Genomic DNA, 25,959 nt, shown 5'->3' with positions numbered 1-25,959 from the left:
GAACCAATTAATCTTTGTGTCCTTTAATATAAGTAACATAATAGTTAATTATTGCGATGAGAAAAACCATAGATAACTAAATATATAAGCATAATAACTATGAAATGAATAGCTCCTAAAAATAATGCGAAAATATCTGTAGTAAGAGGTTTAAAATAATCTGATGAACCGTAAATATTCATAAACAAATGAACGCATACCCAAGAAAGAAATATTCCGATGCATCTACTTATTATAATACTTATGTTATTTTTAAAGCCGAATTTAAAAATAGATCTACTTATTAATATGGCAACTATTATAAATGGGATGTACCCTATTAATAAACCTGTTTGATAATCAGTAAATAATCCGATAAATTCTATTGGAACTAAAGATAATATTAATATAATGATTTTTAACCATTTCATTTTAAAAGTTCTCCCTTCAATGTATTTATTCTTTTAATATCATTTTATTTAATGCAATGTTTAATTGTAAATAAAATTAAGTAAAGGAGAAAATGAAATAATGAAAAAGTTAATATTTTTTGTACTTGCATTCATATTAATCCTTTCTTTTCCGTCAGTTGGATTTTTTGAAACTGCGCACGCTGAAAATTCTAATGTTGTAGATTATCAATATTTAAAGGAAAAAGGTATTTTAGAAAAGTCTTTTGATGAAGAACAATGGAATAAGTATTTAGAAGAAAGTAAACAAGGCGAACAGTCACTAGCCAATGATTCTGATGGAACAGGTTATAGATCTGCTTTTCATTTAAGAGCGGGAGATGTGTTGATTTCTAATAAAACTAGTTCTTGGGGGTTTAACTGGACATGCTGCAATTGCTATAAGTAGTAAAAAGATTTTACATATTTATGGTTCAGGTCATCACCCTGCTGTACATAGTTTATCTTGGTTTAAAAAAAGATATTCTGGAAAAGGATCTTAGTTAAAAATATATCGTTCAAAATATTCTAAAGCTGGACCTAAAGCTGCTGCTTGGACTAAAAAAATTATGTAGGAAAAAATATAACTATGGAATTAATATGAATTTAAAATCCAAAAATCCTACTTACTGTTCTAAAATTGTTTATCAAGCTTATAAATATGGAGCTAGTAAAAAATCAATATATGATCCTGGTTCTCATATAATTTCTCCTTATGCATTACCTAATATTTCATCAAAAGCATATAAACTAAGAAAAGTTAAAACATATTAAAACTCTTTTTTTAGTCTTTTAAGTCGCCTACTTTATTTTTAGGCGACTTTTTATATTTAAATATTTTTCTCTAAACATATTGAAGTTCATAAATGGTTCTGTTGCAAAGTTGAATTTATAGTATAATTTTAACAAAAAGGAGTCTTCCTTATTATTCATATTATTTCTCCTTTTCAGATTAATTAGTTATTTAACTACTAATAAAAACTAGGCTTATCGTAATTAGTATTAGGTTCATTCACTCCAATACTCTCATATGAATACATTTTTGGATTATTTATAATATCAGTTATTAGTTGTGCAACAGCTTGTCTCGTCACCTGAGCCCCTAAAAATGGGTCACCCTTATGAGTTATTTCATATTTTTTTCCTTCTTGATCATAAAGCCAGGTTAACCTTAATATTGTATAGTTAATAGCTGAATTTTCTACAACTTCAGCTGCAGATGCTCTTTCTGGTGTTCCATTTCCGACCATCATTCTATTCCACTTAGCAAATTCTCCTACGACTTCACCATAAATATCTAATACACTTGCTACAATAAGGCGATTTACTTTTAAATCTTCTATTGTCTCAACTATTGGTTTAGCTTGTTCTACATTGCTTAAAGTATTTGAATATACTATATCTACGTCTTTCATTGCTTCCATCAATTGTTGTCTATTTTTCAAATCACCATCTATGATTTCGACATTGTCTTGTTGTAAGTGATTTAATCTTTGTGAAGCATTTCTAGCAAATAATACTAATTTATGTCCGTTAGCTAATAATTTAGGAATTAAAAATCTTGGGATTTGACCTGCTGCACCTATAATTAATATCTTTGTCATACAAAGTTCTCCTTTTCTATTTAATTAAATTTAGCTGACTTTACATCCAATTCTTCTTCTTTAGGCTTCAATGATATTTCATAATAGTCTATCTTTTTATCTAACAATTGTAGAGTATTTTCCATTTGTTGTATTTTACTAATTAAAATTTTTCTTTGTTCTGATAAAATACTTAATCTTTTTTCTTGCGTTTTTTCACCTTGTTGAAACAACTTTAAATATTCAGTCAGTGCTTCTATCGAAAGACCCGATTGACGCATACATTTTGCTAGATTAATCCAATTCAAATCATCTTCATTATATTTTCTAATTCCACTATTAGTACGTTCTATTTCAGGTATAACACCAATTTTTTCGTAATAGCGTAGAGTGTCAGCTGAAATATTCATTTTTTGACTCACTTCTGAAATATTCATATATAAGCTCTCCTTAAATATAGTATTTTAACTTATCTTAAAACTTGGAGTTAACTTCAAGTCAAGAGATTAATTGATTTTCTATTTTTCTTGACATGAAGTTAACTCCAAGTTGTACATTAACATTATTATTAAATCTTTAAAGGAGAGATAAAATGGAATATCATAAGTTTGGAAATACAGGTATGGACGTATCTAAAATTGCACTGGGAATGATGAGTTTCGGAGAATCGAATGTAGAAAATGGATTATTTCCATGGGCAAGTAATGATAAGAATATGGAAGATGTTTTTAAAAAGGCTATAGATTCTGGAATTAACTATTTTGATACAGCTAACGTTTATCAATCAGGTACTAGTGAAATTACGACTGGTAAATTAATAAAGAAATTTAGTTTAAATAGAGATGATATTGTTGTAGCAACTAAAGTTAATTTTCCAATGAGACCAGGAAAACCGAATAGCGGTGGACTATCAAGAAAAGAAATCTTATCCGAAATTGATCATAGTTTAGAAAGGCTACAGTTAGACTACGTAGATTTATATCAAATTCACCGTTTAGATCCTCAAACACCTATGGAAGAAACTATGGAAGCATTACATGATGTAGTAAAAAGTGGAAAGGCGAGATATATTGGTGCTTCAAGCTTAGATGCTTGGCAATTAGAAAGAATGCAGAATATAGCAAAAATAAATGGATGGACAAAATTTTCATCGGTGCAGCCTCAATACAATTTATTATACCGTGAAGAGGAAAGAGAAATAATGCCATTAGCTTCTGACTCAAATATTGCAGTTGTTCCATGGAGTCCTTTAGCTGGTGGTAGAACTGCTCGCCCATGGGAGGTGGAAACAGAACGTTCAAAAACAGATGAAATATCTAAAAATGTGTGGGGTAAAAATAAATCTATTGATAAACCAGTCGTTGATACTATTGAAAAAATTTCTGAAGAAACTGGTTATTCTATGGCTCAAATATCACTAGCTTGGATGTTAAGTAAAGATTATATAACTGCACCTGTGATTGGAGCAACTAAAATTAAACACATTGAAGAAGCTGTGTCATCTTTAAACATAGAACTATCAAAAGAACATTTAGAAGAAATAGAAAATGCATATGAACCTCACGCCAAAATGATAGGTTACTAATTTCTTAGTATTAGAATGAATAAAAAATTATTATTGTGATTTAGGAGGTATAAATATGAATGGTTCTGTTGCAAAGTTAATTTTCTAGTATAATTTTAACAAAAAGAGGTATTTTCTATGGACTATTTCAGATATAAGCAATTTAACCAAGATATCATAACCGTAGCCGTTGGCTACTACTTAAGATACGCACTGAGTTATCGTGATATATCTGAAATATTAAGAGAACGTGGTGTGAACGTTCATCACTCCACCGTTTATCGTTGGGTTCAAGAATATGCACCTATTTTATATCAGATTTGGAAGAGGAAACATAAAAAAGTGTATTATAAGTGGCGTATTGATGAGACATATATCAAAATTAAAGGACAGTGGTGTTATCTGTATCGTGCAATTGATGCAGATGGACATACATTAGATATTTGGTTGCGCAAAAAACGAGATCATCAATCCGCATATGCGTTTATAAAACGTCTTGTTAAACAATTTGGTCGACCCCAAATAGTAATTACAGATCAAGCACCTTCAACGAAGGTCGCAATGACTAAAGTAATTAAAGAATTTAAGCTTAATCCTAACTGCCATTGTACATCTAAATATCTTAATAATATCATTGAACAAGATCATCGTCATATTAAGGTATGAAAGACAAGGTATCAAAGTATCAATACGGCCAAAAATACACTCAAAGGCATTGAATGTATTTACGGATTATATAAAAAGAACCGTAGGCCTCTTCAGATCTACGGATTTTCGCCATGACATGAAATCAGTCATATGTTAGCTAGTTAAACGAACATTGAAATGATGAAAAAGGAAATTAGATGTTTTTTCTAACTTTGCAACAGAACCATAAATCAGATGAAAGTTATAAAATACAAAGTTATGAAGATATAGAAGATTTTACAAACAATAACAAAGAGGATATACTGTAAGTAAGTTGAGAAATAATTGTTTCAACAGACATGTTGAAGCACCAAACGCCATCTACTATTGCCGTAGTAGATGGCGTTTTTTAGTGCCTGGTTATTTAAAGCCATCAACGCTTACGATTATTCAACCAATGTTTATAAGTCGTATGAACTATGCCAATAACTATTGGCGCAATAAGTGTTGAGTAAATAATTGCTAATACAGACATATTGCTAGCACCTCCTAACTTGTCCTATTTCAACAGTTAGGATTGTTGATGACATGTGTCATTATACCACTAAGCTAGTGTATAATTAATTATAAAAATGATTGTGGTAAGGGGTAAGTACATTGATAAAAATAGGGGAAAACCAATATAATGACTTTTATGATTTAGAAGAAAACTTCAAAAAAACATTAGAGCCTAAGTTTGGTAATAAAAATCGTTTAAAGTATACAGATATGACGATTGATGATGAAAAAGAGAACATTAAAAAAATCACATATGGTAAATATACAAACCCATCACTTCATGGTATGGGTTTGATATACGTCTGTATCGCTTTTATGACGTCGTTTTTTAAATTTTCTTGTAACTCATCTTTGTAATTATGATAATGAGCATTAAGATCTAAAGCACGTATCTGAATGGTATCTATAACACCTGTAACTAATCCATTTTTAGTTTTAACTTCTATATCCGTCGGAAATCTCACATCACGACTTGTGATTGGTAATATCCAAACGAAGTCAGTTCCGTCTATTGTCATTTGATTATTGACTACTAAGCATGGTCGTATCTTCTGTTTTTCACGCCCTCGTGTGGGGTCTAGGTCGATATAGAGTATATCGAACTGTTTGATACTCATATTTCTCGACCTACACTTTCGCCGAAATCTATTTCTGATTCGGTGTATTTCCCACCTTTTTTGAAAAAGTTTGTTATTCTATCTTTGATTGTATCTTCTTTTTTTGTAATGAATAAACCACCATTCATTTCTTGTACTTCAACTTTATCTCCTACTTCAAAATCGACTAGTTGAATGGTTTGTTTGCTTAAACTTATGGCTTTACTATTTCCATTTTTGAATACACGTTCAGATGTTTTTTTGATATCAATTAACGTTTCAGACATGGTATCATCTCCTTATATTTATCATATATTAAGTACTTACGAACGTAAATACTTAATGTGTGAAGATTAGTAAATCGAAAGTTGATACGATGAAATTGAGCATTTACTACTTTTTCTTGTGCTTTAAAATATTCTATGGAAGTTACTCAAATTTACAGACTCATTTAGTCTTGGCAGAGTCTATACAGTTTAGTTCAGTAATTATTAAGCCTTGAGGAGATGTTTAAAGAGAAATAAAGTGTTCCTCCAAAGCTCATTACAACACTCAAATGCTATTACTAACGTATTTACTATTCAACCAGCTACTATATAGTAAATTATTAATATATTTAAGCAGTCAGAAACATTTTAATAACTGAAAAACTTCGAGGTCTTCGTATAAATTTACGATAAATCTCGAAGTTTTTACTACTCATTTCTTTACATTTACTACTATAGGGACGAAATCCACTCCACGTTCTACTTTATTTAGTCCTCGTAGCAACATGCGTTTGAACTTTTCTATTTTGTGTTCAGATAGAATAGTCATAGAGATAAGGTTTAGCATCATCTATGGATGGTAAGAAGTAGCACCTCAATTCAATTCATCATCATATATTGAGTAACTTAGTAAAGTATTAATTAGAACTTTAACATTTACTAAGTGAACTCAATTTATCATCTAATGAAGTAACTAGTTCTTATTGACATAATCTAATATAGCTTTTGCTGCTACTTGATAACCTGGTTGCGTGTATGGGTGTTGCTCGTTAATGCTTTGAATATTCTTCTTATATAAGTCTAAATTGTTTAATAATGCAGTTGCTTCTTGTTTAATTGCCGCAGCGTTCGTTTCAGCACTATTCATTCTAGCGCCTAATTGTAGGCCTTCAATTTGTTTAGAGACAAATGGCTGGTCAGCACCTTGAGGAAAGGCCATCATTGGTACTTTGTAAACCAGTGCTTCGTTTGTACTATTCATACCACCATGAGTTAAGAACAAGTCTGCTTTTTTAAGTACCGCTAGCTGAGGCACATAATTTTTAACTATAAAATGGTCAGGCAGAGAACCTAAATCATCTATTGAATTATTATGACCCACTGACATGATGACGTTAACATCTAAATCTGTAAAAGCTTCAACGCACTGTTTAAAGAACACATGGTTACTGTTGAAAACAGTACCGAGCGAAATATAAATTAGGGGTTTAGACTCATCAATTGAATCTAGGACATCGAGATTCTTTTCATTAAGCCTCAAGGAAGGACCCGCAAAAATAAATTGGTCTTCCGGGATCAGGTCTAAGTCAGGTTGGAAACCTTTAAGCATAAAACTTATGTTTAAGTCAGCAGGGTTATACATGACCTCATATCTCGATGGAATGGTCACGTCATATGTAGACTCCACATGATGTTTGAGTTCACTGAAAATCTCATCTACTGTATTGAGCTCTTCTTCACTTAAGCTTTTAGCCATATTATTAAACTTTTTATCAAATGTCGCTTTGCTTTCCGCAAACGATGTATAAAGTGAGATAGATGGTATATCCATGTGTTGAGCGATACACCATCCTAGGCTGAACATTGAATCATAAATGACGTAATCATAATGCTCACTTTCGATATCGCTCAAAAGACGCGGGATGATAATATCGGCGGTACGTAATAACCCATTAATCACTTGGAATAAGTTCTCATTACCGTAAGCTCGAAATTCTGTCATGATAGACTCGGTAGAAATTGTACGAACTTCTACTCCTGTATTCTCAAGTTTATCAGCGAACTGTTCTGAAGCGTAGTATACGATGTCTTCTCCTTGTTGAGTTAAGTAGTTCATCAAAGAAATAGTAGGGTTTACATGACCTTCTGACCCGACATTTATAACTAGTACCTTACTCATATGGGGACCCCCTTATAGTTATTGAATTAAATTTTTTCTTCTTACCATCTTATCAAAAATAAATATTGAACAATAAATGTTTAGTATAACTTAAGATACATTTATTATTAATTATAAAAAAAGAGCAGAGACGAACTCTAATCACATCATAGATAGAATTCGCCTCTGCTCACATTAAGTCAACAGAAAATATCACTTAATTATATAAAGAAATGTAGTGTTTAGTAATTACTCGTGAGTATTGGGATAAATTAGTCTTTTTTAAGCGCATATATAAGTGCACCAATTAAACCGAAAGTTGCTACAGCAAAGACTACGTTCATTATGACCAATGTTTCAATAATAACCGAGTCCTTACCTAATCGCTCAAATGCATTCTGCTGCATTTCTCTTTCAGAATTACAATCGATATCACCTTCGGCACGAGAAGATTTCTCTTCGATATCTTTCGCCATCCGTTCATCAATCATACTCATTTCATATCACTCCTTAATGATTTCATAATTAATTTTCCCGTTTATCTCATATTAAACCATGAAATAACTGCGTTCCTAACTGACTATCCTTTTCTATTATGTAGTTTAAATCGATGTATAGAATCATGGTAGGGGAGATTGAGACGAAATCGGGACTTGAGGGTGGGAAGTTAATGTGGGATACTTCTAGAATTTCGAAAACGCTAAGTTATTATTTACGTCTCAAGTTGATATTATTTTGCTCAAATGTACCTTTAGAGTGCGTAACTGTAAATTTATTGTAAATATAAAGTCGTAATATTAAATTAAGTTGAATTTTGTAAGGAGAAAGTTAATTTATTGTTTCCTAAGTGTTAAATATTACTTCCCAACTGTCGAATAATAATATAGTATTGAATGTAATAATTATTGCTGTCGTACGGGCTAGTTGGCGAGGGTTAGTGAAGCGAGACGATTAATTAATGATTAAGCTGAGATGTCATCGCGAGAAGATTTGTGAGCTCCATACGCAGTAGTAGTGGTTTGAATTCGAATGGTATTGCAATCTCGCTTTTGAGTGCTTTAGTCGATTGGTTCAAGATGAGACAGTGTAATTATATAGAATCTTGTCTCACATACTGATTCATACTATTAGTAAACAATAGGACGTAAATATGCTATCGTTTACTTAACAGAAGGTTTCAGTCACGCATGATTTAGTAATTATTTAAGGGGGAATTACACATGCCAAAGAAATTATTTAATATCGACTTAAATAAAAAAATGGACCAGCAAGATCATCCAGGACATAATCGGTGGCATCCAGACATACCAGCTGCATTCTCAGTAGATCCGGGGGAATCTTTCAGAATGGAGTGTTTAGACTGGACGGATGGTCAAGTAGGTAATAATGACGATCCAAGTGACATCAAATATGCTAACTTAAACCGCGTACACGTATTAAGTGGTCCAGTACATGTTAACGGAGTTGAACCAGGCGATTTACTCGTTGTTGATATTCTAGATATCGGGGCATTTCCGGAACACGAATGGGGCTTCAATGGAATCTTTGATAAGACGAATGGAGGAAGCTTCTTAGTAGATCACTACCCTGACGCACAGAAATCAATTTGGGATTTCAATGGCGTTTACGCGACGAGTCGTCATGTGCCTGGTGTAGAATTTGCTGGTGTAATCCATCCAGGTCTTATCGGTGTAGCGCCTTCACAAGAAATGTTGGACGAATGGAACCGTAGAGAGCAGAAACTTGTTGACCAAGATCCTGATCGCGAGCCACCATTTGCATACTTACCTGATACGGATCAAGTTGTCGCTGGAACGTTAAAAGGCAAAGCGTTTGATAAAGTAGCTAAAGAAGGTGCCCGTACTGTCCCTCCACGCGAGAATGGTGGTAACTGTGACATAAAGAACTTATCTAGAGGTTCACGTGTATTCTTCCCAGTCTACGTAGATGGAGCGAAATTGTCAGTTGGTGACTTACACTTCTCTCAAGGTGACGGTGAGATTACTTTCTGTGGCGGTATAGAAATGCCAGGATGGGTCGACCTGCGAGTGAATGTGATTAAAGGCGGAATGGATAAATATCACATTAAGAAAAATCCAGCGTTTAAACCGAGCCCGCTCTTACCGAATTATTCAGATTATCTAGTATTTGAAGGTATTTCTGTGGATGAATTTAGTGGAGAACAAACATACTTAAATGCAAATACAGCTTATAGAAATGCGTGCTTAAATGCAATTGAATTTTTAAAGACGAGAGGATTTACAGGAGAACAAGCCTTTATGCTTCTAGGATCAGCTCCTGTTCAAGGTACCGTAGCTGGCATTGTAGATGTGCCTAACTCTTGCTGTACAATTGCGATCCCGCGCGAAATATTTAAAGGCGATATCATGCCGAAGTTGGATCCTGAAGAATAATGCCTAATTATACGTATAATTGTCCAAACTGTACTGAATTTACTATCAGACAGTCTATGAATGATAACCATGACATAGCTAAGTGTCCTCAGTGTGGAGCTGAAGCGAAACGCGTCTTCAATACAATTCAAACCACGCGTATGGATTCGAAATTGAAGAAACGTATTGAACGAGGTCAAGAACCGCGTCTGGTTAAAGGGAAAGATTTGCCGAAGCAGCAACGACAACCGAATAAAAACGCACGGCCTTGGATGACGGGACATTAATTAATTAAGCCGCTCATTGAAGATGATTAGAGATGTCAGTTCTTCAATTGAGTGGCTTTATTGCGTCTTGATAACAATTTCGCTAAAGATTACTTCATAAATGCTAGACTATAATATTGATAAGTAAAAATACATAGGAAAGTAGTTAGCAACGTAACGAAAAGAAGAAAGATGTAACACGAGGTCGAGACAAAAGCATTTAGGATTTGAGCATGGGGCCCCAACACAGAGAAACTGGTAAACCAGTTTCAACAAGCAATGCGAGTTGGGGTGGGGCCCCAACACAAAGAAACTGGTAAACCAGTTTCAACAAGCACTGCAAGTTGGGGTGGGGCCCAAACACAGAGAAACTGATAAACCAGTTTCCACAAGCACAGCGGGTTGGGGCAGCCCTATAAAAGCGAAGCCAGAGGCTGGGACATAATGTAATGTCTCAGCCTCTTTCAGCCTTGGCAGTAGATGACTGATTTGAAAATGCGCTTGTATCAAGTTTTTTTCAATTCTAGTCATCCTTGCCGGGGCGGGACAACGAAATCTTTTATTCAAATTAGATTTCTGTCCCGCTCCCTTTTTAAAGTTAATCTAATTCTATTGTTCGAGGTGAGTTTACTTTATCGTCATTCATTACTTTGACTTGTTTAGGCGTTGCTTTAATCACACATAAATCAGGATCATCTTTAGAATCGAAGAATGACTTATCTTGTTTCTCCCACAACCAATCAATTGTTTCTTGATCTTTAAGAATTTCAACTTCTGCATCAATTTCTAAGAAACTGCGATTTTGAGTATCATCGTATCCTAGTAAGATATGTGCACGAGGATTATCTTTAAACTCTTGAATTTTATTTGATTCGATATTCGTTTTAGTATAGAGCGTAAAATCATCATTGTAGAAAATCATATATCTACTGTTTGGCACATTATTATGAGCGGTGGAAAGGACACCTACTTTGGACTGTTCTAATATGTTTTCAATTTCTGTTTTTACTTGTTCTCTACTCATATTCTAATCACCTCATTAGTACATTACCCACTCATTTTTCTGATTACACTTAGGGTAGTAGAATAAGTAGAAAGAAGAGGGATGATTTAGCCTAAATAAGGGAATATAATTACTATTATATAAAAGTAGTATAAGGAGAATAAGATATGAAAGAACGTGGACGCATTGAAGTCTTGTGGCGTACTGAAAAATATAGAGTACTTTGGCACAGCCATAGAATGTATGATGAAATACGTGAGCTATTAAAGCAAGACCCTTCTTATAAAAAAGTAGAACAATACATTATTAAAGCTTTAAATTATACTCCGAAGAGCAATAATGTAATTAATTCTGCTGATCATATGTGGGGATACTTTAAGGACGCAGCAACGACAGAAGAAAAAGAGCAGTATTTATCGCTAAAAAGTAAATATAAACAACAGCAGGTCGATAGTGATGAACTACGCCTATATCTAAAGGCACTAGCTCAGAAATACGATGTAAAATACTTACTAGAAAGTCGAATACTTCAATAATAGGAGAGTAGGTGGAGCATTTGTTCTTAGCATGGAATGAAATTAAACGCAATAAACTAAAGTTCAGTCTTATCATCTGTATTCTTGTCTTGATCAGCTATTTATTATTTCTCTTATCAGGACTAGCCAAAGGTCTCATAAGTATGAATACAGAAAACATCAATCAGTGGGATGCAGATGCTATAGTTATGAAGAAAGATGCTAATCAAACGGTAGCGCAATCATTATTTAACAAGGACCAGGTGAATAATCAATTTCATAAAAAAGCGACCTTAAAACAAACTGGAGTGATTATCTCTAATCAGCATCATGAAGAGAACGCTTTACTGTTTGGCGTAGAGAATAATTCTTTCCTGGTGCCTAAGGTGATTAAAGGTGAACACCCTCATCGTCATAATGAAGTTTTAGCAGATGAGACATTGAAAAATAAAGGGTTTAAGATCGGGGATAACGTATCTCTTTCTCAATCGGATGAAAAGCTAAAAATAGTAGGGTTTACAGAAAGTGCTAAATATAATGCTTCACCAGTGTTATTTTGTGATAATGCAACGATCAAGAAAGTGAATCCACAGTTAACTGAAGAGAAAACGAATGCTGTCGTTATTAAAGATAAAGCGTGGAAGGACATCGTCTTACATCATCAATTAGAAGCAGTGAGCATTAATCAATTTATAGAACATTTACCTGGTTATAAACCACAGAATCTTACTTTAAACTTTATGATTACTTTCTTGTTTATTATCTCTGCGACTGTTATTGGTGTCTTCCTCTACGTGATGACTTTACAAAAGAAAAGTTTATTCGGTGTATTGAAGGCACAAGGATTTACCAATGGTTACCTCAGTAAAGTCGTGGTATCTCAAACGTTGATACTTTCACTTATTGGTACGCTGATCGGACTGATATTAACAATTATAACTAGCATGTTTTTACCGGATGCAGTCCCTATTAAATTTGACCCCGTTACGCTTATTATATTTGGTATAGCGCTCATACTCATTTCATTATTAGGTAGCGTCTTCTCAATACTATCAATTAGAAAGATAGATCCACTGAAAGCTATTGGTTAGGAGGTATAAAGATGTTAAGTTTTGAACAAGTTACAAAGACATTTAATGACGGCGACCAAGAGATTGAAGCGGTTAAACCCAGTACTTTACGAGTTGAGAGAGGGGAACTCGTCGCTATACTCGGACCTTCCGGGTCAGGTAAGAGCACTTTTCTAACTATGGCAGGTGCATTACAAACACCTACTTCAGGTAAAATTCATATAAATGGTACTGAGATTACATCGCTTAACCAGAAACAGCTTTCTCAACTGCGTATGAAAGAGGTAGGCTTTATCTTACAAACATCTAATCTTGTGCCTTTTTTAACAGTGAAACAACAATTTAAGTTATTGCGTAAAGAAAAGAAGGAAGTCTTAAGTGAAAACGAGTTAGCAACAATGCTGGATAGTCTCGGCCTAAGCTCTGTAACGCATAAGCTTCCTAACCAAATATCAGGAGGGCAGAAACAGAGAGTGGCGATTATTAAAGCGCTCTATACGAACCCTTCACTCATACTAGCAGATGAACCTACAGCTTCTCTGGATACCGATAATGCGATGAAAGTTATAGAGATTCTACGTACAGAAACGAAAAAGCGCAATAAAGCATGTATAATAGTAACTCATGATGAACGATTAACTTCCTATTGTGATCAAGTCTTTTATTTAAAGGATGGAGCGTTAACGAGATAAATGAATCGAGATTAGTTAGACCTAGCTTTGGTGTTGTTATTTAACATGCCAATATGTAGCTTTCTGATAACATCTAGGTTTCATATTAAATGCCGAACAACAGAATGTGTCTGCGGAGAGACTATATTGCACTCTTTTTCAAATTGTAATAATTTGATATTTAAATTTAATGGCTATTTTATTGTTAAAATGTAACAATGTAATTTGAATTTAAAAACAGGAGTGTATCTATAATGAAGTTAAATAGATGTAGTCGAACTTCATCCTTTGCTATACGAAAATGTGCATTAGGAGTAGCTTCCATAACTATTGGGCTATTAATATTTGCAGGGGCGAGTCATTCAGCACGAGCTGCAGAAAGTGAAGCAACTTCACAAACTAAAGATTCGGTGACCCACCAACAGATTCAACCAGAAACAGGGACTTATGCATCAGACTACGGTTCAGCTGAATGGCTAAATAACTATTACGTATCTTATGGCTTTGGTCCTTACGATTTACCTAATAATAATGGTATGCATTATGGAATGGACTTTCCAATGAACCTCGGGACACCAGTACAAGCGATTACAGGAGGAACCGTCCAATATGCTGGCTGGGATCCGATGGGTGGTGGAAACACAATTACTGTACAAGAACCAGACGGTCTACATACACAATTCTATATGCACTTAAACGGATTCAATGTCAAGGCGGGTCAACAGATTCAAACCGGTCAAATTATCGGTTACTCGGGTAATACTGGCGCTTCAACTGGACCACATTTACATTTCCAACGCATGAATGGCGTCGCAAGTAATGAAACAGCTGAGAACCCTTTACCATTTCTGCAGTCGCTAGGTTATGCCAATGCTTCTGAAGGTTCTAACTCTTCTAATACAAACGGCTTTAAGGAAAATCAATATGGAACTTTATACAAAGAGGAGCACGCTTCATTTACGGCTAACACTTCAATAATTACACGCAAGACAGGGCCATTTATCACTATGCCACGTGGCGGTACGTTGAAAGCAGGACAAACGATTCAATATGATGAAGTGATGAAACAAGACGGTTACGTTTGGTTAGGTTACGATTCAAATAAGGGTCGACGTTATTTACCTATTAGAACTTGGAATAAATCTACAAATCATCTGGGATCCATGTGGGGTAGTATAAAATGACGCGTCACATGTGATGAACTATAATTTTTCGCGCTTAGCTTAACGTTGTTTCTTGTTTAAGAAAAGGACGACGTATAATTAATCTACAAATCGAATACAATATAACGGGTGCACGAAATTGAACGAGATGGTAAATGATTGAATATTGCCACCTCGTTCTTTTATTAAGATTAAATTACTGTTATTTTCAATTAAGCGCTATAAGTATGGTAAATGATTATTCTAATTGCTAGACAAGTAGGGAGTGTATATGCCGTTACTTTAAGACAAAAGAGATAAAAGATTTAATTTAAACGTTGATTTACAGATTGAGACTTCAGGTTTCTGCGCTCTGGACAACCGATTTACGGCGTCTCAAATTCAGTATTGTCGATAGAAACGCTCATGATTCGGAAGCGGGACAGAAATTTAATTTGAATAAAAAGATTTCGTAGTCTCGCTCCTGCTCACATCCTCAATGCTTTTGTGCCGACCTCAGGAGTATATTCAACCTTAACAAGGATAATTTGCATTAAATATTACATATACAGTAAAATTATGTTAAATGACTATCTAAACAACTCAATTTAGTGTTAAAATAAAAAACAATACAATATAAAAAGTTAGATACCAGTTGAGGTCATAACTCAACTGCACAGCCTATAGGTAGATTGTTTTTTAAAAAGCTTTAAATAAAGAATAATGTACAATAAAATGTAACATTATTACTATTAACAATTTGATAAGATATCTGTTAAAATTATAGTAAGGTATCACAAGCTAAATGCGAACTCCGAGTAAAGCGAAAGGAATACTAAACTTTTAGTGCGCCCCCAGGATTCGATTATGACAGCTGTAAGATTTTGAGGTGAAGTCATGAGTTTTTACGAATTTTTGCAAAGTTTCGTGGGAGATGACACGCCATTAGGAAAGCTTGCAGACTACGTAGAACAAGATGTTAATTTCCCCAGAGAAGAAACCTTACCAGAAAACATATTAGAATACTTTAATGCGCAACCATTAGTTAAAGAAGAGTATATCGAAACGGTTAAACGTTCTCTAGCTGTGTTTGAGGATATGTTTATGTAAAAAAGAGAAGTGTCTGGACAGAAATGCTCTAGAGATTAAAAATGAAGGAGCGGGACAGAAATCTTTTTATTCAAATTAGATTTCTGTCCCGCTCCCTTTTTCATTAATATTTTGATGATAGTTAGGACGTTGAGCTACTAGTTTTCTTATATTAGGTGCAATTAATACAAAACTAAGTTCTCTTTTAACTTTATTGATGCCTTTAATCGACATTCAATTGTAACCGAAACTAGCCGTTATAAATACAAAACGGGGTTCTACATTAATTTTTCTTTGACTATAGTTTTTTTAGTTTATGATTCTAAAAACTTTTGGTTAATTTGACGTTTGAAGTACTTCTAATTATAGTTTTCATTATATTTGAAACAATAACAGCGATATTCTCACACCTCCTAAATATAATCCTCTCTCTCAAGACCGCTCAACTTGCTTACCATTTTTTATGACAACTCACCTTGTTTAATAACTTTTTGAGAAAGAATACTTTTAGTCTCTATATAGTCGTGTTCCAGGTTTTGGATAGTCATTATTCGTAAAAAGGATATATGGAATCAATCACGCAATTTATTCATATATAAGACGAGGTGGTTAACATGACTGAAGATCAAACTGTACAGCAGCCTCTCTGGACGAAAGACTTTATCAACGTCACTGTTGTTAACTTTTTAATGTATATGGTACACTTTGCGCTATTTGTGACAGTGACATCTTATACGATACATGAATTCCACACGAGTGAAAGTTTAGGTGGGCTCGCTGCTGGAATATTTATTATAGGTATGTTGTTTGGTCGATTAGTTGCTGGCAGGTTTATCGATTCGGTACAACTCAAATACATGTTGATATTTGGAGTAATCTTTTCATTTATAGCAGTTGTTCTATACTACGTGGCTGTCTCATTACTATTGCTTTACATCGTGCGCTTTCTTCACGGTTTGGCATTTGGAGTAGGATCGAATGCTACGAGCTCAATGGCTTCTAAAGTTGTGCCAGCTGAGCGAAAGGGCGAAGGTATAGGGTATTATTCTTTAAGTAATATACTTGCTTCTGCTATAGGGCCATTTGTAGGTATTCTCATATCACAACAAGCAAACTTTCAACAAATCTTCTTATTTGGTTTAATTTTTATAGTGATTGCTTTCATATTAACGCTATTTATTAAACGTATCCCGATAGCAAGACCTACTGAGGACGAACAGTTAGCGAAACCTAAAGGGTGGCGAGCATATTTACAACCAGAAGCGTTACCGATCTCAATCGTTATTTTTATCATAGGTATATGTTATTCAAGTATTCTTTCTTATATTAAAAGTTTCGCAGAGACCATGGATCTAGTGACAGCATCAAGTTTATTCTTTATTTGCTATGCAGTTATTTCATTTGTATCACGGCCTTTTACAGGTAAAATATTCGATCACAAAGGCCCCAACTACATTATTTTTCCGACGTTTATCTTATTTGCTTTAGGACTTCTAACATTATCAGGGGCTATGAACACATGGCTATTTATGCTTGCAGCTATATTCGTAGGCATAGGTTATGGCACTTTAGTACCAAGTAGTCAGACTTTAGCTATTCAACAATCACCAGCAGATAAGATGGGATTAGCAACATCAACTTTCTTTATTTGTCTCGATTTAGGTTCCGGCATAGGTCCGTTTGTATTAGGCTTTGTAATTTCAGCTATAGGTTATCGAGCGCTCTATATCAGTATCGCTGTAGTAGTATTGCTCGCTATGGTGCTATACTATTTTGTACAAAAACGCTATAAACATCTTAATACGAACGTGTCATCTTAGAAGATAGTTTTAGATGAGCTATGAAGAAGAGGTTGAGGCATCAAGTTTTTGTGCGCTGGGAAACCGATGAACGGCGTCCGAAAAGCAGGATTTACGACAGAAACGCTCACGATTCGGGGGCGGGACAGAAATCTAATTTAAATAAAAAGATTTCGTAGTCCTGCCCCGGCAAGGATGACTAGAATTGAAAAAAGCTTGATACAAGCGCGTTTTCAAATCAGCCATCTACTGCCGAGATGTTGAAGAGGCTGGGATTTATGTCCCAGCCTCTTTCTCTCTAGTCAAAGACCTTTACGTCCCAGTCTCCGGATTCGCTTTTATAGGGCCGCCCCAACTCGCTGTGCTTGTGGAAACTGATTACCAGTTTCTTTGTGTTGGGGCCCCACCCCAACTCGCATTGCTTGTTGAAACTGGTTTACCAGTTTCTTTGTGTTGGGGCCCCCTGCTCAAATCCTCAACGCTTTTGTCCTGACTTCCTCTGTTTATTTATTATTATTCGTCTGATTTATTATCAAAATTCCGTCCTTCAAGACCAGCTAATTCTTCTTTTGAAGCTGCTGGAGCTTTCATCTCGAAGATTTTGTCTACCACTGTGTAGTCGTAATAACCTAAACGAGCGATAGGACGTATAGAAGGGATATCGATTTTACCTTCGTCAGTAATGAAGTTATCATCTATATGAACTTGCGCTACACGGCCAATAATAATATCTACTGTTGAGACAGGATCACCTGTAGGGATACGAATAGTTTGAACATATTCACATTCGAAGTGAATAGGTGATTCCTTAACTCGCGGACCAGGTGCATCGATACAAGATTCCTTCGTCACACCTGCATACTCAAATTCGTCTACTTCAGGGTCTAAAGCCTTAGCTGATAAGTTAACAGCCTCGCGTAAATCATATGTTGCCATGTTCCATACGAACCAGCCCGTCTCTTCTATATTTTTAACTGTATCTTTACGTTCGTGATCCCCTAATACAGATTGATTAGATGCGAACATAACCATAGGAGGATCCCACGTTAAGTTTTGGTATTGACTGTATGGAGCTAAGTTATCATTTCCATCCTTAGAAGTGGTTGAAATCCAACCTATAGGTCTAGGAACAGTACTACTCTTGAAAGGGTCGTGAGGTAAACCATGACTTCTTGTGCCTTGTTTTGGTGAATAATTCATTTTCAATTCCTCCTTTTGTCTCTCATATTAACACTTCACTTTGTATATCACTAATATAATTTACCTATAAATTCATAACTTTAATGTTATGATAGGTAAAATTAGTGTCTCTCTATCATTAAAATAGGTTACGCTTAAATGGTGAAAACAAAATATATACTCGGCACGAGTGAAGAAGAGATGCGTTTGTGTCAGTAAATTTAAATACGCCTCAATTTGCCAGAGGATAGTTGATTCAAACTTTATAGTTCTAATTTATTCATTAGCGATTACATACAATATATTAAAAGGATTGCTCAGTTTGGGGAGCTTAAAAAGGTAAAGAAATAACAGAAGCTACAGTTTAGTAGTCGTTCAGTAAGCGAGATATTGAGTACAAGAAAGATGGACCAACCAGTGGTTAGTCCATAACTTTCTTATCATTATCTTGAGCGTTCTGGCTCATGACATGATAAACAGTCGCCTTGAACACTTCTTTAGTGTAGAAATGGCGTTTACTGTTTTCGATAGAGAAAGGTGCAATGATTTGGTTCTCGACCCAATTGACTAGTAAGGCTAAAGGGAAACCTGCTTCGAGAAGTTCCTCTTCATCTACAGTAGCCTTATTCCAGTCGATATTGAGTTCTTTGGGATCGAGAGCTATGTCAAAATGGTCTTGCTCAGACATGCAATATCATCCTCCCAATAAGTATTGGGACCGCCAGTAATATGCCTATTCACGCAAGCCTTTCTCTAAATACCAGTATAACGAGATACTCATTTAAAGTTCAAAAGTTATACTTACACACGATTTATTTCAGTAAGTATAGTACGCTTACCGTTAAACTAGTTATAGTAAACTTAATATATAAAAGTATATAATAACTTCAATAACATCAATCGATAATGATTTTATTTCCTTCTTTATAAAATGTTGTGGTAATTATTTTAGTGAATAGGAGTTTCTTAGTACAAAGATAAGTGATATTCTAGAGAAACTATGCGCGATTAAATCTTTATAGGGAGAGAAGAAGTATGGAAACAGTTTATCTCGCCGGCGGATGTTTATGGGGCGTCCAAGCATTCGTAAAGACCTTACCTGGTGTAGTAGATACTGAAGCAGGCAGAGCTAACGGCCTAACTCAAACGCTGGATGGCCCTTATGATGGCTATGTTGAAGTAGTTAAGACGACATTTGATCCTAATCGAACAACGGTAACTGACTTAATGTATTATTTATTTGAGATTATTGATCCTTACAGTTTATACCAACAAGGGGCAGACAGAGGGATTAAATACCGAACGGGTTTATATAGTAAGGAAGAGAAACATTTGAAAGAAGCACAAGCTTTTATTGACCAGATAGATGATCATCATTTAGTGACCACAGAAGTCCTTCCTCTGATAAACTACATCAAAAGTGCAGAAGAACATCAAGATCGTTTAGCGAAACATCCTAAAGATTATTGTCATATTTCTAAATCATTGCTCAATAAATATCTATAAATAATAAAAATAGTTATTAATAATTTATAAATATTTGTAATTTAAGATTATTTGATTTTAAATAGGGGATAAGTAAAGAACAAGGAGGTAACATACATGATTAAAAGAACTGGTGAAAAGGTCCTAACTTGGATTGGGATTATCATTTCAATTATCGGCATTATATTCTTTGCGGTAATCAAACCATTTTTAAATGACAGCGATGTGAAAGACAGTGCTGCTAAATCAGGTCAAAGTATTGAGGAGGCTAAAGAAGGGGCTAACGTGCTGAGCTCTTTCGCAAATACCGCTCTAACAACAATGATTATTTCAACTATATTAGCCCTTATAGCTTTATTCTTAATTAAGAAAAGTAGAATTTGGGCAGGAATATTATTAATCATCGCTGGCCTAGTCGTTTTAGGTTGTTTCAATTTCATAGTTACAATTCTCTTCGTCATAGCAGGTATTATGTTATTAGTGAGAAAGCCTAAGGGTTCAGATCAAGAGAATAAATATGAGGGTAGTAAAGATGAGAATTATCGCAACGATTATAATAAGGAAGATTCTCGTCACACGAACTCAAACAATCGCGACGCTGAAAGCAGAACTGTAAATCAAAACGTAGATCATTCAAATCGTGAGTCACATAGTGAGAATGCTCGTCCTGGGTTTACTGAAGCAAATTCTGAACAAGAGGAACCAACTCAATTTGGTACTACGAAAAAAGACGAACAACTGAACCAACGTGGTAATTCAGATAATCATAACTTTACGGAAGCTAATGCGAATGAAGAGCAACAACCTCGGTTCGGGAAAGAACATAAAGCGGATGATATTAAAGAAGATATTCAAGAAAAATCAGATGACCTTCACATTAAAAACCCTGATAACAAATAATGTGATATGTAGAGAGAAGGAAGAGGCTGGGACATAAATCCCAGCCTCTTCAACATCTCGGCAGTAGATGACTGATTTGAAAATGCGCTTGTATCAAGCTTTTTTCAATTCTAGTCATCCTTGCTGGAGCGGGACAGAAATCTTTTATTCCAATTAGATTTCTGTCCCGCTCCTTTTTTTAGGTTAAATCTCAATGCTCTACATAGTGACCTTACTATTAAGGGGATTAAATTAAATTGTTAGTCGTACTGGTAAAGTTTGTCGATAATAAATACAAGAAATTTTAGTGAGATATTCAAGAACTTTAAACGACTATACGCTAATCAAATTACGCTTTTTAAATTGAATAGAAAAAACAGACTAATTCAATGGACTTGGTTTAATTAAAGACTCCCCCAATGCTTACTTATACAATTGTTAAATTATGCTACTTATTGAATTTTAAGAGTAAAAAACAGCACCGTGCCGGCACCTATGTTCATATTTATACTTATTAAATATTTAGCTCTATAAGTCTTACTGTCAAGATTATTATTTCACTAATTAAAATAAAGGAACTCTTAAACATAAATGCATAAAAATAACAATATATCTAGTAGTATAAATTTTATTTAAAATTAAGTTGGTTATAAAAACACTGGTGCCTGTTTTAATTGTGTGGTATATTAATTCTGTCAGATTTCGACTTCAAGGATTTTAAATCAAATACTATGGGGAGGATCAATCTTTGAACAATAAGAAAAGAAAGAGGAGATTAGATTTCCTACCGAATAGACAAAATAGATATTCTATTCGACGTTTTACCGTAGGAACAGCATCCATACTAATCGGTGCTACACTAATCTTTGGTGCTAACAGTGAAGCTAGAGCTGCAGAAGAAAATAAAGAAAATAGTAGCCAACCTGTGGGCAACAAAGATAAAGATGAGCGTACCACTGAAGATGATAGTTCGGATGAAACACAATCTACTCCACTAACATCAGAAACAACGTCACAAGATCCGCAGACAGATAAAGTTCAAACAGATGCTGAGTCATCAGAAGAGAGCCAATCTCAAGATATTACTGAACATGAGCGTAACAAGACTAATGGCGATAACGAGAAGCAAGTAGACGATCGTAAAGAAGTGACTCAAGATAGTGATAAGCCAAAGGAAGATAGTGAAGAGCTAAAGACAGATAGTGCAAAAGATAAACAAACTACTACTTCAGAGGAAGTTAAAGAAGAGGCTAGTTCTTCAGAAGATAGCTCGGTAACTCAAGATGATTCTGTTAAAGATAAAAAAGATAATCAAGCAAATTCATTAGAAAGTCAAAATAAAACGGAAAAAGAATTATCACAATCTTCTAATAACAAAGAAGATGAAACAACTAAGCAGAAGACAGCTGATGCTCGTAGTGTAGCAGCTGACCTTTACGCAGAAGCAACAGGCGTGTCATCAAGTGAAGCGCAAGCGGCTGTGAAAGATTTAGATGTTGACAAAGCGAGTACTGCAGAAGTTGAAAAAGCTGTCTTATATAAAGCGTTAAAAGATTATAGTGACGCTCGTAACCAGCAGCCTAAAGCTACAACAAGTTATACTGGCTTTAGAAGAGTGGAGAATGGGCCTGTCTTCAGAGCGGCGCAAGGAAACTTGAAACGTGTAAATGGGTTAGATAGCGCTTATACAATGTTAGGTGCTCCACGCCACGATAGTTTTTACGTAGGTAACAATGAATATGTGGATACGTATTCATTAGCGCTTAAAGCTGGGAGCAAGACTGGTTTCTTACTTAAAGATAAGATCAGCTTTAACAAAGACTTTACCTTTACTTACGATATTGGCAATAATTACCAAGGAAATACATCTAATGCAGACGGCTGGGGCTTTATGTTCGCAGAGAACAATATCTCAGACTTTTCACGATTGGGTGGAATAACTGCCGCTAAAGGTCTACCGAACGCTGCAGGATTTAAAATTGACACTATGTATAATCTAGCTACGGATAAGGGTTTTATGAAACCAGGCCAAAACCTTGAAGGTTATGGATCCTTCGTTAAAAACGATGCAAGCGGTAACTCACAAAATGTAGGTGAACATAAGTCTTTTAACTATGCTAATAAATTTCAAAGACAAACTGGTGTAGGTAAAAATATTGATGGAGCTAACTTGAACCCTATTACATTAAGATATAGCGCTTCAACAGGTACATTAACTGTTAACTACCTCAATAACACATGGTCAACAGATATAGCTACGTTAGGTATAGATAGAAATAAAGAATATAATTATGCTGTAACGAGCACAATGGATCCTAGTCTTCATAGCGAATCTGTATTTAATATTGCTATAGATTCTGCAGTGTCAGAATATGGACCTGCTGCGCTAGAGGCAGACGAGCATGCGCCAGGATATAATGATATAACAACGAAACCGGGAGTAACGGTCGAAGTTCCACAAACGAAAGATACTGCGTTACCATCAGGTACAACATTCGAAGGACCAGCGACGCCACCAGCAGGTTGGACGGTTAATGTAGATCGAAACACGGGTAAAGTGACAGCGACGCCACCAGCGAACGCGGAACCAAACACTAGAGTGTCTATTCCAGTTACGATAAATTATCCTGATCATTCAACAGACAGAGCTAACGTCAATGTAACAGTGCTACCGACTGATGCGCAAGCTAACGATCCAGGTTATGAAGATAAAAAGACAAAACCAGGCGTACCAGTAGAATCTCCACAAACGAGAGATAAAGACTTACCATCAGGTACAACATTCGAAGGACCAGCTACGCCACCAGCAGGTTGGACGGTTAATGTAGATCGAAACACGGGTAAAGTGACAGCAACGCCACCAGCGGATGCCAAACCAAATACAAAAGTGGAAATTATAGTCAAGGTACATTATCCTGATAAGTCAATAGATACACCAAATGTGCATATAACCGTTACACCAAATGATGCACAAGCTAATGATCCGGGTTATGAAGACAAATCGACGAAGCCAGGCGTGCCAGTGGAATCCCCACAAACGAGAGATAAAGACTTACCAACAGGTACAACATTTGAAGGACCAGCGACGCCACCAGCAGGTTGGACGGTAACTGTGGATCGAAATACAGGTAAAGTGACAGCGACGCCACCGTCAAATGCAAAACCAGGTTTAAAAGTGGATATTCCAGTAACAGTACGCTATCCAGATGAGACGACAGATAGAGCTAACGTTATTGTAACGGTGCTACCGACTGACGCCTATGAAAATGATCCAGGTTACGAAGATAAATCGACGAAGCCAGGCGTACCAGTAGAATCCCCACAAACGAGAGATAAAGACTTACCAACAGGTACAACATTTGAAGGTCCAACGACGCCACCAACAGGATGGACGGTAACTGTAGATCGAAACACAGGTAAAGTAATAGCGACGCCACCGGAGGATGCGGCAGCAGGCACAAAAGTAGATATTCCAGTGACGGTACGCTACCCAGATAAGTCAATAGATACGCCAAATGTACACATCACGGTAATACCGACTGATGCTCAGGTAAATGATCCAGGCTACGAGGGTCAATCAACGAAACCAGGCGTACCAGTAGTGGTGGAACAAACGGATGATAGTGAGTTACCAACAGGTACAACATTTGAAGGACCAGCGACGCCACCAGCAGGTTGGACAGTGACTGTAGATCGTAACACAGGTGCGGTAACAGCGACACCACCAGTGAACGCGAGACCAGGTACAAGAGTGACTATTCCAGTGACAGTACGTTATCCAGATAAGTCAATAGATACACCGAATGCATATATAAGAGTAGTACCAAATGATGCCCAGGAATATAACCCAGGTTATGAAGATAAATCGACGAAACCGGGAGTGGCAGTGGAAGTGCCACAAACGAATGAGGATGAATTACCAACAGGTACAAGATTTGAAGAGCCAACGAATCCACCAGCTGGCTGGACAGTGAAGGTTGATCCAGATACAGGTACAGTGACAGCGACACCACCGGAAAACGCGGAACCAAACACTAGAGTGACCATTCCAGTGACGGTACGTTATCCAGATGACTCAACGGATACGGCAAACGTACACATCACGGTAACGCCAAACGATGCTCAGAGTAATGACCCAGGTTACGACGATCAATCGACGAAACCGGGAGTGGCAGTAGAAGTTCCACAAACAAAAGATGGTGAATTACCATCAGGTACAAGATTTAAGGAGCCAGCGAACCCACCAGAAGGCTGGACAGTGAAGGTTGATCCGAATTCAGGTAAGGTAACAGCGACGCCACCGAAGGAGGCGGCACCAGGTACGAAAGTGGATATTCCAGTAACGGTAAATTATCCAGACGGCTCAACAGATACGCCAAATGTACACATCACGGTAACGCCAAATGACGCTCAGAGTAATGACCCAGGTTATGAAGATCAATCGACAAAACCAGGCATACCTGTGGAAGTACCACAAACAAAAGATGGCGAATTACCATCAGGTACAACGTTTGAAGGTCCTAAAGATGTACCGACAGGCTGGACAGTGAAGGTTGATCCAAATACAGGTAAAGTGACAGCGACGCCACCGAAGGAGGCGGCACCAGGAACGAAAGTAGATATTCCTGTAACGGTACGTTATCCAGACGGCTCAACAGATACGCCAAATGTACACATTACGGTAACGCCAAATGACGCTCAGAGTAATGATCCAGGTTATGAAGATCAATCAACAAAACCAGGCACACCAGTGGAAGTACCACAAACGAAAGATGGAGAATTACCATCAGGTACAACATTTGAAGGTCCGAAAGATGTACCAACAGGCTGGAAAGTAAATGTTGATCCAAATACAGGTAAAGTGACAGCGACGCCACCGAAGGAGGCGGCACCAGGAACGAAAGTAGATATTCCTGTAACGGTACGTTATCCAGACGGCTCAACAGATACGCCAAATGTACACATTA

The 25,959-nt window shown here is 36.0% G+C and carries 25 protein-coding genes and 2 pseudogenes; 15 read left to right on the top strand and 12 right to left on the bottom strand.

All coding sequences use genetic code 11. The annotated features are described in order from the left end of the window. Positions 1 to 44: 44 nt before the first annotated feature. The gene (locus N9R04_RS06280) at positions 45 to 410 is read right to left on the bottom strand and encodes a hypothetical protein (RefSeq protein WP_262855814.1); all 366 of its coding nucleotides are present in this window, start codon (positions 408 to 410) and stop codon (positions 45 to 47) included. Positions 411 to 510: 100 nt separating this feature from the next. On the opposite strand from N9R04_RS06280, the gene N9R04_RS06275 reads away from it, so the two are divergent. Together N9R04_RS06275 and N9R04_RS11555 are read left to right on the top strand one after the other, a co-directional pair. Further along, positions 511 to 837 carry a hypothetical protein gene (locus N9R04_RS06275; RefSeq protein ID WP_262855813.1) on the top strand — a complete coding sequence of 109 codons (327 nt, stop codon included), beginning with the start codon at positions 511 to 513 and terminating at the stop codon, positions 835 to 837. Positions 838 to 1,028: 191 nt separating this feature from the next. Then, positions 1,029 to 1,202 (top strand): hypothetical protein, encoded by a 174-nt coding sequence (locus tag N9R04_RS11555; RefSeq protein WP_506005086.1) that lies wholly within the window; start codon positions 1,029 to 1,031, stop codon positions 1,200 to 1,202. Positions 1,203 to 1,399: 197 nt separating this feature from the next. Here N9R04_RS11555 and N9R04_RS06270 read toward each other — a convergent pair whose 3' ends face one another. Beyond that, the gene (locus N9R04_RS06270; RefSeq protein WP_262855812.1) at positions 1,400 to 2,032 is read right to left on the bottom strand and encodes an NAD(P)H-binding protein; all 633 of its coding nucleotides are present in this window, start codon (positions 2,030 to 2,032) and stop codon (positions 1,400 to 1,402) included. A 20-nt stretch (positions 2,033 to 2,052) separates the two neighbouring features. Further along, complete coding sequence (locus N9R04_RS06265) at positions 2,053 to 2,448, bottom strand: MerR family transcriptional regulator (RefSeq protein ID WP_262855811.1); 396 nt, start codon at positions 2,446 to 2,448, stop codon at positions 2,053 to 2,055. 155 nt (positions 2,449 to 2,603) lie between these two features. On the opposite strand from N9R04_RS06265, the gene N9R04_RS06260 reads away from it, so the two are divergent. Beyond that, a complete protein-coding gene (locus N9R04_RS06260; RefSeq protein WP_262855810.1) occupies positions 2,604 to 3,596 on the top strand; it encodes an aldo/keto reductase in 993 nt (330 codons plus the stop codon). 117 nt (positions 3,597 to 3,713) lie between these two features. Continuing rightward, a pseudogene (locus tag N9R04_RS06255) lies at positions 3,714 to 4,358 on the top strand (IS6 family transposase). 277 nt (positions 4,359 to 4,635) lie between these two features. Here N9R04_RS06255 and N9R04_RS06250 read toward each other — a convergent pair. The 5 genes from N9R04_RS06250 to N9R04_RS06230 all read right to left on the bottom strand — a co-directional run bounded on the left by N9R04_RS06250 (position 4,636) and on the right by N9R04_RS06230 (position 7,998). After that, complete coding sequence (locus N9R04_RS06250) at positions 4,636 to 4,737, bottom strand: type I toxin-antitoxin system Fst family toxin (protein WP_262855808.1); 102 nt, start codon at positions 4,735 to 4,737, stop codon at positions 4,636 to 4,638. Between the two features lie 301 nt (positions 4,738 to 5,038). Further along, a complete protein-coding gene (locus N9R04_RS06245; protein ID WP_262855807.1) occupies positions 5,039 to 5,377 on the bottom strand; it encodes a type II toxin-antitoxin system PemK/MazF family toxin in 339 nt (112 codons plus the stop codon). After that, positions 5,374 to 5,622, bottom strand: a complete 249-nt coding sequence (locus N9R04_RS06240; protein WP_262855884.1) for an AbrB/MazE/SpoVT family DNA-binding domain-containing protein — start codon at positions 5,620 to 5,622, stop codon at positions 5,374 to 5,376. The genes N9R04_RS06245 and N9R04_RS06240 overlap by 4 nt, the downstream gene beginning before the upstream one ends. Before the next feature lie 694 nt (positions 5,623 to 6,316). Next, a complete protein-coding gene (locus tag N9R04_RS06235) occupies positions 6,317 to 7,522 on the bottom strand; it encodes a macrolide family glycosyltransferase (protein ID WP_262855806.1) in 1,206 nt (401 codons plus the stop codon). A gap of 251 nt (positions 7,523 to 7,773) precedes the next feature. Beyond that, positions 7,774 to 7,998, bottom strand: coding sequence for a hypothetical protein (locus N9R04_RS06230; protein ID WP_262855805.1), 225 nt, complete (start codon positions 7,996 to 7,998; stop codon positions 7,774 to 7,776). A 723-nt stretch (positions 7,999 to 8,721) separates the two neighbouring features. On the opposite strand from N9R04_RS06230, the gene fmdA reads away from it, so the two are divergent. Then, a complete protein-coding gene (gene fmdA / locus N9R04_RS06225; protein WP_262855804.1) occupies positions 8,722 to 9,915 on the top strand; it encodes a formamidase in 1,194 nt (397 codons plus the stop codon). Next, positions 9,915 to 10,181 carry an FmdB family zinc ribbon protein gene (locus tag N9R04_RS06220; RefSeq protein WP_262855803.1) on the top strand — a complete coding sequence of 89 codons (267 nt, stop codon included), beginning with the start codon at positions 9,915 to 9,917 and terminating at the stop codon, positions 10,179 to 10,181. Before fmdA ends, N9R04_RS06220 begins: the two co-directional genes overlap by 1 nt. Before the next feature lie 577 nt (positions 10,182 to 10,758). On the opposite strand, the gene N9R04_RS06215 is transcribed toward N9R04_RS06220, so the two are convergent. Beyond that, positions 10,759 to 11,184 (bottom strand): pyridoxamine 5'-phosphate oxidase family protein, encoded by a 426-nt coding sequence (locus N9R04_RS06215; RefSeq protein ID WP_262855802.1) that lies wholly within the window; start codon positions 11,182 to 11,184, stop codon positions 10,759 to 10,761. Between the two features lie 146 nt (positions 11,185 to 11,330). On the opposite strand from N9R04_RS06215, the gene N9R04_RS06210 reads away from it, so the two are divergent. From N9R04_RS06210 to N9R04_RS06185, 5 genes are all read left to right on the top strand, one after another. Then, on the top strand, positions 11,331 to 11,699 hold the full coding sequence (locus tag N9R04_RS06210) for a YbgA family protein (protein ID WP_262855801.1): 369 nt from the start codon (positions 11,331 to 11,333) through the stop codon (positions 11,697 to 11,699). 20 nt (positions 11,700 to 11,719) lie between these two features. Next, positions 11,720 to 12,769 (top strand): ABC transporter permease, encoded by a 1,050-nt coding sequence (locus N9R04_RS06205; RefSeq protein WP_262855800.1) that lies wholly within the window; start codon positions 11,720 to 11,722, stop codon positions 12,767 to 12,769. Between the two features lie 11 nt (positions 12,770 to 12,780). After that, positions 12,781 to 13,440: an ABC transporter ATP-binding protein gene (locus N9R04_RS06200; protein WP_262855799.1), complete on the top strand. Its 660-nt coding sequence runs from the start codon at positions 12,781 to 12,783 to the stop codon at positions 13,438 to 13,440. 233 nt (positions 13,441 to 13,673) lie between these two features. Next, the gene (locus tag N9R04_RS06190) at positions 13,674 to 14,603 is read left to right on the top strand and encodes a peptidoglycan DD-metalloendopeptidase family protein (RefSeq protein WP_306439829.1); all 930 of its coding nucleotides are present in this window, start codon (positions 13,674 to 13,676) and stop codon (positions 14,601 to 14,603) included. 855 nt (positions 14,604 to 15,458) lie between these two features. Continuing rightward, on the top strand, positions 15,459 to 15,671 hold the full coding sequence (locus N9R04_RS06185; protein WP_262855797.1) for a YozE family protein: 213 nt from the start codon (positions 15,459 to 15,461) through the stop codon (positions 15,669 to 15,671). A 111-nt stretch (positions 15,672 to 15,782) separates the two neighbouring features. Here the strand turns inward: N9R04_RS06185 and N9R04_RS06180 are convergent. Further along, positions 15,783 to 16,009, bottom strand: a pseudogene (locus N9R04_RS06180) (transposase); the annotation flags it as partial. 255 nt (positions 16,010 to 16,264) lie between these two features. Here N9R04_RS06180 and N9R04_RS06175 point away from each other — a divergent pair. After that, a complete protein-coding gene (locus N9R04_RS06175) occupies positions 16,265 to 17,470 on the top strand; it encodes an MFS transporter (RefSeq protein ID WP_262855796.1) in 1,206 nt (401 codons plus the stop codon). A 492-nt stretch (positions 17,471 to 17,962) separates the two neighbouring features. On the opposite strand, the gene N9R04_RS06170 is transcribed toward N9R04_RS06175, so the two are convergent. Both N9R04_RS06170 and N9R04_RS06165 read right to left on the bottom strand, forming a co-directional pair. Further along, positions 17,963 to 18,649: a flavin reductase family protein gene (locus tag N9R04_RS06170; protein WP_262855795.1), complete on the bottom strand. Its 687-nt coding sequence runs from the start codon at positions 18,647 to 18,649 to the stop codon at positions 17,963 to 17,965. A gap of 400 nt (positions 18,650 to 19,049) precedes the next feature. Beyond that, positions 19,050 to 19,316, bottom strand: coding sequence for a hypothetical protein (locus tag N9R04_RS06165; RefSeq protein ID WP_262855794.1), 267 nt, complete (start codon positions 19,314 to 19,316; stop codon positions 19,050 to 19,052). A 347-nt stretch (positions 19,317 to 19,663) separates the two neighbouring features. Here N9R04_RS06165 and N9R04_RS06160 point away from each other — a divergent pair, with 347 nt between their 5' ends. From N9R04_RS06160 to N9R04_RS06150, 3 genes are all read left to right on the top strand, one after another. Beyond that, positions 19,664 to 20,134 carry a peptide-methionine (S)-S-oxide reductase gene (locus N9R04_RS06160; protein WP_262855793.1) on the top strand — a complete coding sequence of 157 codons (471 nt, stop codon included), beginning with the start codon at positions 19,664 to 19,666 and terminating at the stop codon, positions 20,132 to 20,134. A gap of 96 nt (positions 20,135 to 20,230) precedes the next feature. Beyond that, positions 20,231 to 21,013: a DUF4064 domain-containing protein gene (locus N9R04_RS06155; RefSeq protein ID WP_262855792.1), complete on the top strand. Its 783-nt coding sequence runs from the start codon at positions 20,231 to 20,233 to the stop codon at positions 21,011 to 21,013. A 727-nt stretch (positions 21,014 to 21,740) separates the two neighbouring features. Further along, the coding region (locus N9R04_RS06150; RefSeq protein WP_262855791.1) for a YPDG domain-containing protein at positions 21,741 to 25,959 on the top strand (4,219 nt) is incomplete at its 3' end.

The sequence above is a fragment of the Staphylococcus marylandisciuri genome, assembly GCF_025519785.1.
Lineage (GTDB): Bacteria > Bacillota > Bacilli > Staphylococcales > Staphylococcaceae > Staphylococcus > Staphylococcus marylandisciuri.
This window is presented reverse-complemented; position numbering and strand designations above follow the sequence as displayed.

What these genes read in the sequence shown, in the direction of transcription:
- N9R04_RS06235 (WP_262855806.1), bottom strand. Translation starts at nt 7,522, where the DNA reads ATGAGTAAGGTACTAGTTATAAATGTCGGGTCAGAAGGTCATGTAAAC.
- N9R04_RS06280 (WP_262855814.1), bottom strand. Translation starts at nt 410, where the DNA reads ATGAAATGGTTAAAAATCATTATATTAATATTATCTTTAGTTCCAATA.
- N9R04_RS06175 (WP_262855796.1), top strand. Translation starts at nt 16,265, where the DNA reads ATGACTGAAGATCAAACTGTACAGCAGCCTCTCTGGACGAAAGACTTT.
- N9R04_RS06185 (WP_262855797.1), top strand. Translation starts at nt 15,459, where the DNA reads ATGAGTTTTTACGAATTTTTGCAAAGTTTCGTGGGAGATGACACGCCA.
- N9R04_RS06210 (WP_262855801.1), top strand. Translation starts at nt 11,331, where the DNA reads ATGAAAGAACGTGGACGCATTGAAGTCTTGTGGCGTACTGAAAAATAT.
- N9R04_RS06165 (WP_262855794.1), bottom strand. Translation starts at nt 19,316, where the DNA reads ATGTCTGAGCAAGACCATTTTGACATAGCTCTCGATCCCAAAGAACTC.
- N9R04_RS06250 (WP_262855808.1), bottom strand. Translation starts at nt 4,737, where the DNA reads ATGTCTGTATTAGCAATTATTTACTCAACACTTATTGCGCCAATAGTT.
- N9R04_RS06265 (WP_262855811.1), bottom strand. Translation starts at nt 2,448, where the DNA reads ATGAATATTTCAGAAGTGAGTCAAAAAATGAATATTTCAGCTGACACT.
- fmdA (WP_262855804.1), top strand. Translation starts at nt 8,722, where the DNA reads ATGCCAAAGAAATTATTTAATATCGACTTAAATAAAAAAATGGACCAG.
- N9R04_RS06200 (WP_262855799.1), top strand. Translation starts at nt 12,781, where the DNA reads ATGTTAAGTTTTGAACAAGTTACAAAGACATTTAATGACGGCGACCAA.
- N9R04_RS06215 (WP_262855802.1), bottom strand. Translation starts at nt 11,184, where the DNA reads ATGAGTAGAGAACAAGTAAAAACAGAAATTGAAAACATATTAGAACAG.
- N9R04_RS06260 (WP_262855810.1), top strand. Translation starts at nt 2,604, where the DNA reads ATGGAATATCATAAGTTTGGAAATACAGGTATGGACGTATCTAAAATT.
- N9R04_RS11555 (WP_506005086.1), top strand. Translation starts at nt 1,029, where the DNA reads ATGAATTTAAAATCCAAAAATCCTACTTACTGTTCTAAAATTGTTTAT.
- N9R04_RS06230 (WP_262855805.1), bottom strand. Translation starts at nt 7,998, where the DNA reads ATGAGTATGATTGATGAACGGATGGCGAAAGATATCGAAGAGAAATCT.
- N9R04_RS06155 (WP_262855792.1), top strand. Translation starts at nt 20,231, where the DNA reads ATGATTAAAAGAACTGGTGAAAAGGTCCTAACTTGGATTGGGATTATC.
- N9R04_RS06275 (WP_262855813.1), top strand. Translation starts at nt 511, where the DNA reads ATGAAAAAGTTAATATTTTTTGTACTTGCATTCATATTAATCCTTTCT.
- N9R04_RS06220 (WP_262855803.1), top strand. Translation starts at nt 9,915, where the DNA reads ATGCCTAATTATACGTATAATTGTCCAAACTGTACTGAATTTACTATC.
- N9R04_RS06270 (WP_262855812.1), bottom strand. Translation starts at nt 2,032, where the DNA reads ATGACAAAGATATTAATTATAGGTGCAGCAGGTCAAATCCCAAGATTT.
- N9R04_RS06190 (WP_306439829.1), top strand. Translation starts at nt 13,674, where the DNA reads ATGAAGTTAAATAGATGTAGTCGAACTTCATCCTTTGCTATACGAAAA.
- N9R04_RS06160 (WP_262855793.1), top strand. Translation starts at nt 19,664, where the DNA reads ATGGAAACAGTTTATCTCGCCGGCGGATGTTTATGGGGCGTCCAAGCA.
- N9R04_RS06245 (WP_262855807.1), bottom strand. Translation starts at nt 5,377, where the DNA reads ATGAGTATCAAACAGTTCGATATACTCTATATCGACCTAGACCCCACA.
- N9R04_RS06170 (WP_262855795.1), bottom strand. Translation starts at nt 18,649, where the DNA reads ATGAATTATTCACCAAAACAAGGCACAAGAAGTCATGGTTTACCTCAC.